The following is a 14,206-nucleotide window of genomic DNA, read 5'->3' as shown; positions in this document are numbered from 1 at the left end:
TTTTATCAAACTACCTTATTCTCTCGTCCATTAAAATTTGCAATAAAACTACTTATTCGGCTTACTTATAAAATTTTCTGCTAAACTATGGAACAAATTCAACAAAAAAACAGGTAGAAATACCTGTTTTTCAATGAATTCAAGAAAATTATGATTATCTATTTTTGACTTCGAAGGAGTCTAAGTTATCTTTTGAAGGATTCTATTTTCAGTAAAAAAATGAAAGAGGAAAGGTTATTGAGTAAATGGTAAACAATTTTATAGAAATAATTTTTAAATTGACTTTATAAATCAAGATTATTTATTTAGTAACACATTCATTATCAATATGATACCAAATAATAAAATTTTAGATTATAAAACAGACATTTATTTGGAAGTAATTGATTTTCAATTATTTTTGGATTAATATTTGTTCTAAACCAAGTAAGTTTGTTACTTTTTCAATATTTACACGTTAAAAAATTAAAACTTATGCAAAACAATCCTTACAAACGATAAAACCGCCATGATTTTCGTCCTCTTCGCAATTCTCTTGCTGGGTATGGGAGTATATCTCAGCTTTAAAGTAACAGTTAGTAAAGACAAACGTTTACCAGCCAAAAACGCTTAATCGTCTGTTTCTAAAACTTCCAAAATATTCATCAATTCATCGAAATCACCAAATCCCGGTCTGATTTCATGTCCACCCGTCAGAGCAAGTCCAGACAATTGGGTTTGTTCCAGTAAATCGTTTGCGTTAGATTCTTTCACTCCGAAGCCTAAAAGAATAGGGAATTGGAATGACCAAGCATCAATTTGACTCAAAACAGCATCATCAATCACGCCAAAATCATCAGAATTTTCTAATAAAAAATATTCAACATTCCCTTTCGTAGTTTGAAAAAGTGCGGGCAAATTTGCCGTTGCAAAATCAACTTTCAAGATAATCGGCTTGCCAATTCGTTGAATTTCAGTAACATTCTGCCAATCACTCACTTGTAATAAATCTGGTTGATATTTTTCTACTAATTCAATAATCGCAGATACGTCTTGTGAATCTGTTTCACCCACAATTTGTACACCTGCAAGCCAGCCACGCATTTCTTTGAATTTCTCGAAGTCTAATTCATCCATCGAAAAACCTAACATTTCGACACCCATTCCTGCACAATAACGAGCATCAGAAAGATTATTGATATTGGAAACTTTTATTGTTGTTTTTAACATAAAATGTAAATCGATTCTCCAGAATCGAAAATTTGTTCATATTTCTAACAAAACTATCATCACAAACCCACAGAACCAAAGTATTTGCAGGAATGTTGTAACTTTGTACCACGATTCTCCAGAATCGTGAACAATATAAATTAGAAACAATGTAAAACGATTCTGGAGAATCGTGGTACATTTTTCGATTCTGGAGAATCGAGATACATTCAACCGAAGGGCCTTGAACCCTTGCAGACAAACAAAATGAGTAAACACGGAAGAATTTTAGTCGCCATGAGTGGCGGTATTGATAGTTCAGTGGCAGCGGTAATGCTCCACGAAGAAGGCTATGAAGTCGTTGGAATGACGATGAAAACTTGGGATTACGCCTCATCGGGTGGTACAAAAAAAGAAACAGGTTGCTGTTCCTTAGATTCCATCAACGATGCCCGCAATGTGGCAGTACAATTGGGTTTCCCACATTATATTCTGGATATTAGAAATGAATTTGGCGATGCTGTAATCGACTATTTTACAGGAGAATACATTGAAGGACGCACACCAAATCCTTGTGTAATGTGTAATACGCACATCAAATGGGATGCACTTTTGAAACGTGCCGATAAATTAGACTGTGAATTTATTGCTACGGGACATTACGCCAATATCCGAGAGGAAAACAACAGACACATTATTTCAAAAGGATTTGATGCTTGGAAAGACCAAAGCTATGTACTTTGGGGTGTTTCACAAGAAAGTTTAGCTCGTACAAAATTGCCTTTGGGGCATTTGACCAAAGCAAGAATCCGTGAAATGGCTACTGAGCGTGGCTTTATGGATTTGGTCAATAAAGCGGAGAGCTACGAAATTTGTTTCGTGCCAGATAACGATTACCGAGGTTTTATCAAACGCCGTGTAGAGGGTTTGGAAGAAAGAGTAAAAGGCGGGAATTTCTTGGATACTGACGGTAAAATATTGGGAAAACACGAAGGTTATCCATTCTATACCATCGGACAACGGAAAGGTTTGGGAATTGCTTTGGGTTATCCTGCTTTTGTAACTGAAATCAGAAAAGATACCAATGAAGTGGTTTTGGGTCGTGATAAAGACTTGGAAAGAGACGGAATGATGGTTGGACAATTGAATTTATCAAAATATGCGTCTATCGAAAATCCGATTGAAACCATTACCAAAGTTCGTTATAAAGATGCAGGAGCAAATGCAACTATTTGGCAAGAAGGTGATAAAATGAAAGTCCATTTTCAGGATTCAGTTTCAGGAATTGCCCCAGGGCAAGCAGCGGTTTTTTATGAAGGAGATGACGTAATTGGTGGCGGTTGGATTTTGAAATCTTTCAAACAAAATGCTGAAACTGGCATTTATGCGGCAGTTACATTGAGTGAATGAAAGAATTAGTGATTTAGTGATTTTTGCAATATGATTATAAAATCCATGCAACTATTAGAAACTATACAAATAAAAAACGGAACATTTCAACATATCGAATACCATAATAATCGCTTTAATGCTTCACGAGCAGATTTGTTTGGTTGTCAAGATATTTTGAAATTAGAAAATATCGTAAAAATACCTTCTGAATGTTCAGAAGGTATTTTTCGTTGTCGTGTGATTTATTCAGAGGAAATTCAAGAAATCACCTTTACTCCTTACGTTTATAAAGAAATAAAAACGCTAAAATTGGTTGATATTGGCGATTGGGATTATTCATACAAATATTCTGACCGTAGTTTTTTAACAAAATTACTCACTGAAAATCAAGCAGTTGACGAAGTAATTATGACAAAAAATGGTTTCATTACCGACTGTACCATTGCCAATTTAGCCTTTTATGATGGCACAAATTGGTTTACGCCTTCAACGCCTTTATTGAAAGGTACCAAAAGACAACAATTACTTGATAGACAAGTAATTACAGAAAAAGAAATAAAGGTTCAAGACTTAGAAAACTATCAAGGAGTTTGCTTGGTAAATACCTTTCGGGAGTTGAGTAGCACAGGTTTCCAACCTGTATCTGCGATTATTTAGTAAATTGACAGGTTAAAAACCTGTCCAACGGGAAAAATGATTATTTTTGAGAAAACAAGTAAAGAAACAAAATGGAAAATTTCAGAATAGAAAGCCTTGAAATCAATAAAATAGGAGCTTTTGAGCATATAAAAATGGACTTTCCTAAAAAGACTGACCCAGATAAAGCTGAAATTCATATTTTGACTGGGGAAAATGGGACTGGGAAGAGTACGGTGTTGGAGGCATTAATCGAGTCCATTACTCTCAAGTCAGAAAACGTCCATTTAAATTTTCACAAAAAAAGCCATGACACAGAAGGCTCTTTCGAAGTTAAATTCGAAGCCTGTTCTCCTGCAAAATATATATTCTTCGGTCGCCTATTTGCCCCTGTTACACATATTCCAGATTTTTTAGGAAGCTATCATACTACTTTAGAAGAAGACAACCTTAATTCATTTGTTCAATTACGTCCATTTAAAACTGCCTTTTTTGCCTATTCTGGATATAGAAGAGTAACAGAAGTAAAAATTGAAGGTCCTAAAAAAATATTGGATAACCCTTTGCAAAATTCATTAGATGTTAATCGTTCAATTAATCCTGAAAATTTAATACAATGGATTGTCAACACAGTAACTCGTGAATTAAGCTCAAAAGGGAGAGGAGATAATGCAAAAGCGAAAGTTTTAAAAGAAACTCTCCAAAATTTAGAAAATATCATTAGTGAAATAATCGAAGAAGCTATTTCATTTGATATTGATGACGATTTCAATGTTTTCGTACTAAAAGAATTCAGATTACATTTTGACACTCTTCCAGATGGTCTTAAATCAATGATTTCATGGATTGGAGATTTGTTAATGAGAATGGATAGATTAAAATGGGAAAACGATACACCCATTTTCGACAGAAACTTCATCCTCTTCCTTGACGAAATCGAAGTCCATCTTCACCCAGCTTGGCAACGTAAAATTTTACCCGTTGTGCAAAAACTCTTTAAAAATGCTCAGATTTTCATTTCAACCCATTCGCCTTTCGTGGTGGGTTCAGTTGATGGGGCTTGGGTTCATAAATTGCAAAAAGGGGATGATGGTTTTGCGGTATTGGATGGTGAACCTGTTTTGTCGGAAGATGGAAAAAGTGTCCGTAGGATTTTAGATGAAGTCTTTGGAATAAACCAGCAGTATGGAGTAGAAGTTGAGAAAGATTTGGCTCGATTCAGAGAAATCCGACAACAAATTATAATGGGACAAACCTATAATAGTGAAGAATTCAACGAACTTGTCAAACATTTAGCTTCTCAAAGTACCGAATTAGAACAAATGATGGGTATGGAAATGAATCAGCTCAAAAGAATCACTCAAAAAGAATTAGTATAGTTTTACAAATGAGAAAATTTATAAGAAAACCCTGTCCAAGTGTATTAATAGAACCCTTTTCTAAGGAAGACATAAGACCACGTTGGGTTATTTATGGAGAGCGATACGAAAAACAAACGAATCGAACGTATTATAATTACCCTCAAGTAAATAAGGAGAAGCTAAATCATCTGATTTTCCAAACTTTAGTTGAACAAACAGATGCTCATTGTTCGTATTGTGATGGTTTTCCATTAATGAGTGCCGATGAAACGATAGACCACTTTAAGCCTAAATCAAAGTTTCCACTTGATGTTTGCAATTGGGATAATTTATACGTTGCGTGTGCTCATTGTCAAAAGGAAAAAGGAGACCAATTTGATGATTTACTCCTTCGTCCAGACGAGTTATCATACAATTTTGAATCCTACTTTTTCTATGACTATACTGAACATGAAATAAGAATTCTGCCCAATTTGAGTATTGATAAATTAGAAAAAGCTAAGAAAACAGATGAAATACTCAACTTCAATCATAAGGCAATGGTTGAAAGTAGAAGACAATCTTATGATGGCTTTTCAGACAAACCCAATTATCCAAGAGAACAATTAAAACACCGTTTCATCTTTCAATAAATGCCAACCGAAAACCCAACCCCCTCCTTCCTACTCCGTCAAAAATTTCCTTTTGAACCAACTTCTGGACAAGTAGAATTATTCCAAAAAATGGATAATTTTATGACTAATACCGATGATTTTGGTCCACTTTGTTTTCTGTTGAAAGGATATGCGGGTACAGGTAAAACAACCGTTATTAGTTCTATTATTAAGGTTTTGCCCAAATTTGGACTAAAATCAGTGCTTCTTGCTCCTACGGGTCGGGCGGCGAAGGTGATGAGTAATTATTCCAAGAAAAAATCTTTGACGATTCATAAGAAAATTTACCGTCAAGTTGCCAACGCTTTTACTGGTAATTTAGAATTTCAACGTCAAAATAATTACGCAACTAACACGGTTTTTATCATTGATGAAGCCTCTATGATTTCGGATGATGCCGAATACGGTTCGGCTGGTTTATTGACGGATTTGATGGAATTTATCTTCACAAATCCCGAAACTGATTATAATGGGAACAAGGTGATTTTTGTGGGAGATACCGCTCAGTTACCTCCTGTGGGCAAATTAAACTCGCCAGCCCTTGAAAAAAATTACATGGAAGGGCAATTTCATGTGGGCGTTTTGGAGCAAGAGTTAACCGATGTTATGCGTCAGGATGCTGACTCTGGAATCTTATTCAATGCCACTAAATTACGTGATTTACTAAAAGATAAAGAACCGAAAATCAGCTTTACGACAAAAGGTTTTAGGGATTTTTATAAAATGACTGGGGAAAAATTAGAAGATGGATTAAACTATGCCTACCGAAAATTTGACCGTGAAAACACCATAATTCTTACTCGTTCCAACAAAACTGCGGTTCAATATAATAGATATATTCGTCAAAGAATTTTTTCTCAAGAAGATGAATTGGCTACGGGAGATTTATTAATGATTGTAAGAAATAATTATCATTGGTTGGGTGAAGATTCTCCCGCAGGTTTTTTAGCGAATGGTGATTTTGTGGAAGTTATGAAAATTAGAGGAATTGAAGAGATGCACGGATTCAGATTTGCAACCCTGACTTTGCGACTTTTAGATTATGAAGACCATCCACATATTGAAGCAAAAGTGATGATGGATACCCTTTATACCAACACGCCTGCTATGTCAAAAGATGAAAACAAAGCCCTCTATGAGTCTGTTTCGGCAGATTATGCCCATATCGTTACCAAAAAAGAACGCAACGAAGAAATCCGTAAAGATAAATACTTGAATGCCTTACAAGTGAAATTTGCATACGCTTTAACTTGTCATAAATCGCAAGGTGGACAATGGAATGCCGTTTTTATTGAACAAGGATACCTAACCGATGAACTCATCAATGAAGATTTTATTCGTTGGTTATATACAGCGGTAACAAGAGCAACGCATGAAGTTTTCCTTTTGAATTTCCATAACGATTTTTTTGACCTATGACACCAAAAATCTTTCCTGTGAATAATTCGGTATATTCACAGGAAAGATTCCTGTGTTACTCAAAATCCCTCAACTTCTTCTTCGACAATTCGTAACTTACAATGGCAGGAATATAAAAAGTTATATCAGCCGTAAATTTAGCCATGACTACTCCCCATGATAAATCACCAATCCACAAAGGAATATAATACATCAACGTCGGACGAATGAAAAGGCTATCAAATAACTCTGCAATCCCAAATTCTACAAATAAAGCTCTTACATTTTTAAAGAATGTTTCAAGTGAGTAATCTTTACCAATTGCCTTTAATTGTTTTTTTGCCAGCAAAATATCTTCTATCAAAATTGTTCCAAAATATCCAATATTCCCTACCCAAGTACCTACTAAAGCAGTCGTAATTTTATTTTCGGTCAATCTAAATGCAAGCCAAGCAGATACTACCGTTAAGCTCAGTGAAACCACCTCCGCCAAACCATATCTTTTAAGCCATTCTTTTATTTTTTGTTTCATTGTGTGCAAATATGGAACACATATTTAATCTTTTAAGATTTTCAAAGAAATGTAGGGACAAATAACATTCCAGTGTTATCAATTTAAACAACTTCTTAAATTGACAGCATGGAAATAACATTTCTCCCTACACAAAATCAATTATTGAGCATTTCTTTCAATCCAGTACGTTTAATTTCTTCCAGTAAGTCAATTATCGAACTTTTTTCTGTCATCGGATTCAAAAGCGTAAACTTTAAATATGCTTTTCCATTAACCGAAGTCTGTCCAATAATGGCTTTTCCTGATAATAAAAGTTGTGTTTTAATGGCATTATTTACATCATCAATAACTTGTACGGAGTGTTCTCCTTCAGGTAAATATCTAAAAACTACCGCATTGATTTGTGTACGAGTTGCCAGTTCAAAATGAGGGTCAGCTTCTAATAAATCAGAAATAGAGGTAGCCAATGCAATGGTATAATCAATCATTTCGCCAAACTTTTCAGTACCAATATGTTGAAGCGAAAGGAAAGGCTTGAGTGCATCAAAACGTCTGGTTGTTTGAATAGATTTATAAACCAAATCCAAAATCCCAAACGCTTCATTACTTTCTGGATTTAAGTAATCTGCGTGTAAACGAATGTACTCAAAAGATTGCTTATTTTTAACAATAAACGCCCCGCAAGAAATAGGCTGATAAAATAACTTATGAAAATCGACCGTCACAGAATCCGCTTGATGAATCCCTGCTAACTTATATTTATGTTTTTCTGAAAATATTAATGCTCCACCGAAAGCCGCATCAACATGAAACCAAAGCCCATGTTGATGAGCCATTTCTGCTAAATTACCAATTTGCCCAATCTTTCCAAAATCCGTTGTACCAGCAGTAGTTACGTATGCAATTGGAATTAAACCTTCAGCTCTTAGTTTAAAAATGGTATCTTCCAAAGCCGAAACTTCTTCTTCAAAATCATTGGTTTTAATTTTCACGACGGCATTCTCGCCTAATCCTAAAATTGAGGCAGATTGAGCTACCGTAAAATGAGCAAATTCAGCACATAAAATTCTAAATTTTGAAGCCTCAGGCGGTAAACCTTTTTTCTGAATATTCCAGTTATAATGTTGCTGACTAAAATGGTCACGAGCCAACAAAAGTCCCATAAAATTAGACATTGTTCCACCACCTGTAAAGGTTGCATCTGCCTGATTATCAAAACCATAAACTCGACAAAGTTCATTACAAAAAGCTTGTTCAATCATCGTGGCAGCGGGTGCTTGATCCCACGAATCCATCGACTGATTGAAAGCTGCAATGATCATTTCGGCAGTTAAAGAAGCCACAAAAGTTGGGCAATGTAAATGAGCCAAGCAATTGGGATGATAAACTGAAATATTATTGTTTATGATTAAATCACGGGTATGTTCCAAAAGAGTTTCTAATGGAGTTCCATCTTTAGGAAACATCTCAAAATCAGCAATTTGAGTGGTTAATGCTTGTGGACTTTTCCCAGAATATGCTTGTTTTTGAGTAGAAATTTGCTCGCTGATATAACCAGCCACTTGATTAGTCAATTTCCGATATTGTAAAGCACTTTCAGAAGAATCATTTAGAAAAAACTTTTTAAAGGACTCTGTCAATTCAGAAATATTGGCGGATTCTGCGTATAGCGTATTTTGATTCATTTTTTAAATAGTATGTTTATCGCAAGCAGATTAGGCTTGCCAAATTTATGGACATTACATCAAAACCGCCTCTGCTTCCATCACAAATTCTTCGGCAGCAACAATGGCATCTTGAAGAATATCACAAACATGATGTACTTGATTTTCATTGATAATTAATGGAGGCATTAAACGCAAAACACTCGTTTGTCGTCCGCCCAATTCAATAATTAATCCTCTACAAAAACATTCAAATTGGATTCTGCGGGTTAGTTTTTCAAATCTTTCAGGATTTCCATTTTTCATTCTACCAGTTGTTCTATTCACAATTTCAACCCCAATCATCAATCCTCTACCTCTCACATCGCCAATACAAGCCACTTCTTGTTGCATTTCTCGCAAACGCTCAAAGAAAATAGCACCCATTTTTTCCGCATTTTCAGCCAATTTATGTTCTCGAATATATTTTAAAGTTGCCGTTCCTGTTGCCATTCCTAACTGATTTCCTCTAAAAGTCCCTGCGTGACTTCCTGGCCCCCATTTGTCCAAATCTTTGTGATAAACCACCACCGACATAGGTAAAGTCCCTCCTACTGCTTTCGATAAAAGAACCACATCGGGCATTATTCCAGCATGTTCAAAAGCAAACATTTTTCCTGTACGACCAATCCCTGCTTGAATTTCATCTAAAATCAAAGGAATACCTTGTTCTTTCGTAATTCTACGCAATTCACGCATCCATTCATCTGGAGCAGGAATTTTGCCACCTTCACCTTGTACTGCCTCAATGATAATTCCTGCGGGTTTAGGAATACCACTTTCATCATCTGTCAAAACATCTTCGATATGTTTGCTACAAGTTAAATCACAACCTGAACCACAATTATTAGACATCGTGCAACGATATTGGTACGGATAAGGCAAAAAATGAACATCCGACATTAAACCTGTAATGGGTGTTTTTGCTCCCAAATTCCCCATCAAACTCAATGCTCCGTGTGTCATACCATGATAGGCACCATGAAAAGCAACCATCGTACGTCTTCCCGTAGCAATTTTCACTAATTTAATAGCAGCCTCCACAGCATCAGCTCCTGAAGGGCCACAAAATTGAATTTTAGCATTTTTGGCAAATTCTTCAGGAAAAAGACTCAAAATTTCATTCACAAAAGCCTCTTTTACGGGTGTAGTAATATCCAGTGTAAGAAGTGGTAAATTATCGTCCAATTGTTGGCGAATCGCTTCTTGAACAACCTCATGATTATGCCCTAAAGCAATAGCTCCTGCACCTGCCAAGCAATCATAATAAACATTTCCATCAACATCTTGAATGTAAATTCCTTTCGCTTTTTTTAAGGCATAAGGCAATTTTCGAGGATAACTTCTGGCATTTGATTCGGTTTCAGCTTGACGATTTAGAAAACCTACACACTGCTCATTTTCTGAGGGATTTCTAAATTCTCCAGGTAGCGTTTTGATTTCTCTGAACACACGAATATCATTTGTAAGGTGTACTTTAGACGGGTTAACGTTTTTCATGGTAAATTGATTTAAATTAATAGTTCCTGTTTTATATACTTTGTGACGTAATACACAACAATAAAAATCTTCAGTCTTGGTAGAACAAGGCTGAAATTTCTTATCAGAAAAGTTTTTTCCTGAATTTTTTTTTAATAAAACAAAGATTAAACGAAGGATTTTGAGTGTTTTACTTAGAGGCTACTAAGTAAAACTTTTGTCAATGAATCGCTGGCGGATAACTCTTTGACGGAGGATTTTAAATTATGTAAGGATTTTTTTTTGAGGAGTAAGGATTAAAAACGACACATAATTTTATGGGTTTATCATATTTTTTTTACGCTCGTCTCATTAACTACAACAAACCTAAAATATTTTATCCAATAAATAAAGCGTTTTTGAAAATAAAAATCTCTTTTTCTTCGTCCATGTAGTTAAGTTATTGAAAACCAATTTATAAAAGAGAAATAATAAAAAATTAGTATCACAAAACCAATTCACCCATTTAGTGATGCAAAACACCTCAAAAACAACGTTAAAACTGATTCGTCCCGCAATATCGTTTCTAAAAATAATGAGTATAAATTCAGGTTAATCGTTCTTAGTATCTTGATTTCATTATCTCTAAATGTATGCTAAAATGACAAAAAAAATTAACCTCATTTTTCTTTTCGCAATTTGCATTAAGGTTTCCTTTGGGCAGACCTCGACTAACCTTAAACCTTTACATTATAGCCCAATTCATGGAAAAGGATTTCGTTGTGAAACTCCAAAGCGGAAATTCAATCGTGCTTTATACGGCTCAAATACAGCTTTTCGAGTAGAAACTGGTGATTTCCCAGAATTTGCGATGTACCTACCAGGCATGGGCGGCAACTGCAAAATCGGCTTAATCAACGGTTCAAAAAGCAAATGGATTTCAGAGGCAAAAACCATTGAAACTATCTATGAAGACGGAGCAATGTTTTACCAAATTAAGGACGCATTATTAGGGGCATCAACTTTAAAATTAAAAGCCACAGCAACCCATAATTCAGAAGGAATGTTGATTGAATATCAGGCAATTGGTAAAATTCCGAAAGCTTTAAAATTGATTTTTCTCTACGGAGGAATTACAGGCAAGAAATTTAACCGTGACGGAGACATCGGTGCAGACCCCGAAAGCGTATTTTATTTAACGCCCGAAAAATGCCTAAATAATCAGTTTCAATTAAATCGCAATAGCTTTAGAGTTCGGTATAATCCCAAAGATTCTACCCAAATAATGGCAGGACTTTTCCCTAAAAACTATGATTTGGCAATCGTTAATGCAGTCAATACAGATTCACCTCTAAATATTATTCCTACTAAAGAACAAACCGCAACGCCTTGTTTGATGGCTTTGGGCTCGCTGAAAAATACCAATCAATTTTGTTATATTCAAAAAGGAAAGTTGACTTTTGAGTATGATAATCTTGCCAAATTTGCTCAAGAAAATGAGCATTTACGTCAGCAAATTCTCAATACTATTCAGATAAATACGCCCGATTCACTACTTAATCCACTCGGACAAGCACTAAGTTTGGCAGCAGATGCCATTTGGGAAAGTCCAACGTATATGCACGGGGCAATTGCTTGGCGAATGCGTTTACCCGCTTGGCGTGGCCCTTATATTGCTGACGTTTTGGGGCAACATGACCGAGCCAGAACGCATTTTTCAGCCTATGCCAAATCGCAAGTTGGCAGTAATATTCCACTGACTGATTTTCTACCCGATACGGCAATGAACATGGCTCGACAAGTTGAAAAAATCGGAAAGGCAATTTTTACCGATGGTTATATTTGTCGAAATCCAAATGGTGATATTAAAGCTCATCATTACGACATGAATTTGGTGTATATCGACCAATTACTTAATCATTTTAATTGGACAGGCGACACTACTTATTTACGAGAAATGTTCCCCGTTATTGAAAAACATTTAGCTTGGGAAAAACATAATTTTGACCCTGACAATGACGGTTTATTTGATGCTTATTGTTGTATTTGGGCGAGTGACGCCTTGCAGTATAGCGGCGGAGGTGTTACGCACTCAACCGCTTATAATTACCGTGCCTTTCGTTCTATGGCACAATTAGCCAAAATATTAGGTAAAAATGACAAACCTTTTCAAGACGAAGCCGATAAAATTTATAAAGCCTTGCAAGATAAACTTTGGCTAACCGAAACAGGTTGTTTTGCCGAATATAAAGACGCTTTAGGCTTACAACAAACACATCCATCAGCAGCTGTTTGGACAGTCTATCATGCCATTGATTCAGAAGCAGCATCGCCTGAACAACAATTTAGTATGACCCAATATATTGACAAAAACATTCCCAAAATTCCCTTTACCATTCCAGAACTCAAACAAGATTTTTATCTCCTCAGCACCACTAATTGGCAACCTTATACATGGAGTATCAACAATGTAGCTTTGGGCGAGAATTTGCATACGGCTTTGGCGTGTTGGCAAGGCGGAAATCCGACTTTGGCGTATAACATTTGGAGAAATACTCTGATTGAAAGTTTATATACCTCCGCATCTCCTGGAGGATTTGAGCAATTATCAAGTTTTGATGCCGTTAGAGGCGAATTATACCGTGATTTTGCCGATGGAATAGGCATGGCAGGCAGAAGTTTAGTAGAAGGGTTATTTGGGATAAAACCTCATTTATTAAATGAGCAATTGACCATTGAACAAGGTTTTCCGAAAACATGGGACTTTGCCAATTTGAAAACAAAAGATATTCAATATGATTTTAAACGAAATGGGAAAAAATCAAAATATGAAATTAAAACAGCATTCAAACAAGCCGTTGAACTCACCATGCTTATTCCTTGCGAATATCCTACCATAAAAGAAGTGAGCGTTAATGGAAAATCAGTCAATCATTCTTTGCTCAAAAAAGGAAATGAAACCTTTGTGTCATTCACCACTATAAAAGGGGAAAACTTTCATGTAGAGATTACTTTTGGAGGAGAAAAAATAATACGAGAAGTCAAAGCTATCACCGAGAAATTAGTAGAAACTATCGTAGAAAAAGAAACGAGTTCAAACATTTTCCATCCCATTGATTTGAGTAAATCCTTCAATGATAAAGTGACCAATATATTCAAACATGAGTATTTGAGTCCACGTCCACAATCAGCAACGTTGCAACTCCCAACGCAAGGAATTGGCAATTGGTGTTATCCCTTAACCGACGCAATAATCGATGATTCAGGTTTACGTAAAAAAGCCCAAGAAGGAAATGGACAGCTATTTTATGAGAAAATACCATTTCAAACACCAACTGACCTTCAAAAAAACAATATTGCTTTTGTCAGTAAGTGGGATAACTTCCCAGATACGTTGACCATCAAACCTGAAAATCAAAAAGGGCAAAGATTACATTTATTAATGGCAGGAACGACCAATCCTATGCAAAGCCAAATGGACAATGGAAAAGTAGTTATAACTTTTGAAAACGGAAGCAAACAAGAATTTCCATTGAATAATCCTAACAATTGGTCGCCAATAGAGCAAGATTATTTTGATGATGGAAAAGCCTTTAAATATTCACAAACAAACCGTCCGACCAGATTATTATTAAAAACAGGACAATTTGCGAAAGAAGGCATTAAATACAGCGGTATAAAAGGATTTAGCAACCGAGCAATTGATGGCGGAGCAGGTAATGTTTATGCCATAAAAATCCCACAGATGCCAATAAAAACAATTCAAGTCATTGCGTTAAACAATGATGTAATTATTGGATTAATGGCAGCGACTTTGGAGGAATAACAATAAAAAACCCTTCATACACGATGTATAAAGGGTTTTTAGTGATCTTGTAGGGAACACCATACTTTAGTATTCAA

The 14,206-nt window shown here is 35.6% G+C and carries 10 protein-coding genes; 6 read left to right on the top strand and 4 right to left on the bottom strand.

The window, feature by feature from the left end; all coding sequences use genetic code 11:
• Positions 1-609: 609 nt before the first annotated feature.
• Positions 610-1,209 carry an N-(5'-phosphoribosyl)anthranilate isomerase gene (locus tag VB796_RS12520; protein WP_323346886.1) on the bottom strand — a complete coding sequence of 200 codons (600 nt, stop codon included), beginning with the start codon at positions 1,207-1,209 and terminating at the stop codon, positions 610-612.
• A gap of 246 nt (positions 1,210-1,455) precedes the next feature.
• On the opposite strand from VB796_RS12520, the gene mnmA reads away from it, so the two are divergent.
• The 5 genes from mnmA to VB796_RS12495 all read left to right on the top strand — a co-directional run bounded on the left by mnmA (position 1,456) and on the right by VB796_RS12495 (position 6,649).
• Entirely contained in the window at positions 1,456-2,598 is a 1,143-nt protein-coding gene (mnmA, locus tag VB796_RS12515; protein WP_323346885.1) for a tRNA 2-thiouridine(34) synthase MnmA, read from the top strand.
• A 45-nt stretch (positions 2,599-2,643) separates the two neighbouring features.
• Positions 2,644-3,237 (top strand): aminotransferase class IV, encoded by a 594-nt coding sequence (locus VB796_RS12510; RefSeq protein WP_323346884.1) that lies wholly within the window; start codon positions 2,644-2,646, stop codon positions 3,235-3,237.
• 71 nt (positions 3,238-3,308) lie between these two features.
• Positions 3,309-4,595 carry an AAA family ATPase gene (locus VB796_RS12505; protein WP_323346883.1) on the top strand — a complete coding sequence of 429 codons (1,287 nt, stop codon included), beginning with the start codon at positions 3,309-3,311 and terminating at the stop codon, positions 4,593-4,595.
• 8 nt (positions 4,596-4,603) lie between these two features.
• Positions 4,604-5,209, top strand: a complete 606-nt coding sequence (locus tag VB796_RS12500) for an HNH endonuclease (protein WP_323346882.1) — start codon at positions 4,604-4,606, stop codon at positions 5,207-5,209.
• Positions 5,210-6,649: an ATP-dependent DNA helicase gene (locus tag VB796_RS12495; protein WP_323346881.1), complete on the top strand. Its 1,440-nt coding sequence runs from the start codon at positions 5,210-5,212 to the stop codon at positions 6,647-6,649.
• Positions 6,650-6,704: 55 nt separating this feature from the next.
• On the opposite strand, the gene VB796_RS12490 is transcribed toward VB796_RS12495, so the two are convergent.
• From VB796_RS12490 to VB796_RS12480, 3 genes are all read right to left on the bottom strand, one after another.
• On the bottom strand, positions 6,705-7,160 hold the full coding sequence (locus tag VB796_RS12490; RefSeq protein ID WP_323346880.1) for a hypothetical protein: 456 nt from the start codon (positions 7,158-7,160) through the stop codon (positions 6,705-6,707).
• Between the two features lie 137 nt (positions 7,161-7,297).
• Positions 7,298-8,827 (bottom strand): aspartate aminotransferase family protein, encoded by a 1,530-nt coding sequence (locus VB796_RS12485; protein WP_323346879.1) that lies wholly within the window; start codon positions 8,825-8,827, stop codon positions 7,298-7,300.
• Positions 8,828-8,881: 54 nt separating this feature from the next.
• Positions 8,882-10,345 carry a diaminobutyrate--2-oxoglutarate transaminase gene (locus tag VB796_RS12480; RefSeq protein ID WP_323346878.1) on the bottom strand — a complete coding sequence of 488 codons (1,464 nt, stop codon included), beginning with the start codon at positions 10,343-10,345 and terminating at the stop codon, positions 8,882-8,884.
• Between the two features lie 619 nt (positions 10,346-10,964).
• Between VB796_RS12480 and VB796_RS12475 the strand changes: the two genes are divergently transcribed.
• A complete protein-coding gene (locus VB796_RS12475; protein WP_323346877.1) occupies positions 10,965-14,129 on the top strand; it encodes a DUF4450 domain-containing protein in 3,165 nt (1,054 codons plus the stop codon).
• Positions 14,130-14,206: the final 77 nt, after the last annotated feature.

This window comes from Arcicella sp. LKC2W (assembly GCF_034931005.1).
Lineage (GTDB): Bacteria > Bacteroidota > Bacteroidia > Cytophagales > Spirosomataceae > Arcicella.
The sequence above is the reverse complement of the archived record's forward strand: the minus strand, read 5'-3'. Positions and strand labels throughout refer to the sequence as shown.

What these genes read in the sequence shown, in the direction of transcription:
- VB796_RS12520 (WP_323346886.1), bottom strand. Translation starts at nt 1,209, where the DNA reads ATGTTAAAAACAACAATAAAAGTTTCCAATATCAATAATCTTTCTGAT.
- mnmA (WP_323346885.1), top strand. Translation starts at nt 1,456, where the DNA reads ATGAGTAAACACGGAAGAATTTTAGTCGCCATGAGTGGCGGTATTGAT.
- VB796_RS12510 (WP_323346884.1), top strand. Translation starts at nt 2,644, where the DNA reads ATGCAACTATTAGAAACTATACAAATAAAAAACGGAACATTTCAACAT.
- VB796_RS12505 (WP_323346883.1), top strand. Translation starts at nt 3,309, where the DNA reads ATGGAAAATTTCAGAATAGAAAGCCTTGAAATCAATAAAATAGGAGCT.
- VB796_RS12500 (WP_323346882.1), top strand. Translation starts at nt 4,604, where the DNA reads ATGAGAAAATTTATAAGAAAACCCTGTCCAAGTGTATTAATAGAACCC.
- VB796_RS12495 (WP_323346881.1), top strand. Translation starts at nt 5,210, where the DNA reads ATGCCAACCGAAAACCCAACCCCCTCCTTCCTACTCCGTCAAAAATTT.
- VB796_RS12490 (WP_323346880.1), bottom strand. Translation starts at nt 7,160, where the DNA reads ATGAAACAAAAAATAAAAGAATGGCTTAAAAGATATGGTTTGGCGGAG.
- VB796_RS12485 (WP_323346879.1), bottom strand. Translation starts at nt 8,827, where the DNA reads ATGAATCAAAATACGCTATACGCAGAATCCGCCAATATTTCTGAATTG.
- VB796_RS12480 (WP_323346878.1), bottom strand. Translation starts at nt 10,345, where the DNA reads ATGAAAAACGTTAACCCGTCTAAAGTACACCTTACAAATGATATTCGT.
- VB796_RS12475 (WP_323346877.1), top strand. Translation starts at nt 10,965, where the DNA reads ATGACAAAAAAAATTAACCTCATTTTTCTTTTCGCAATTTGCATTAAG.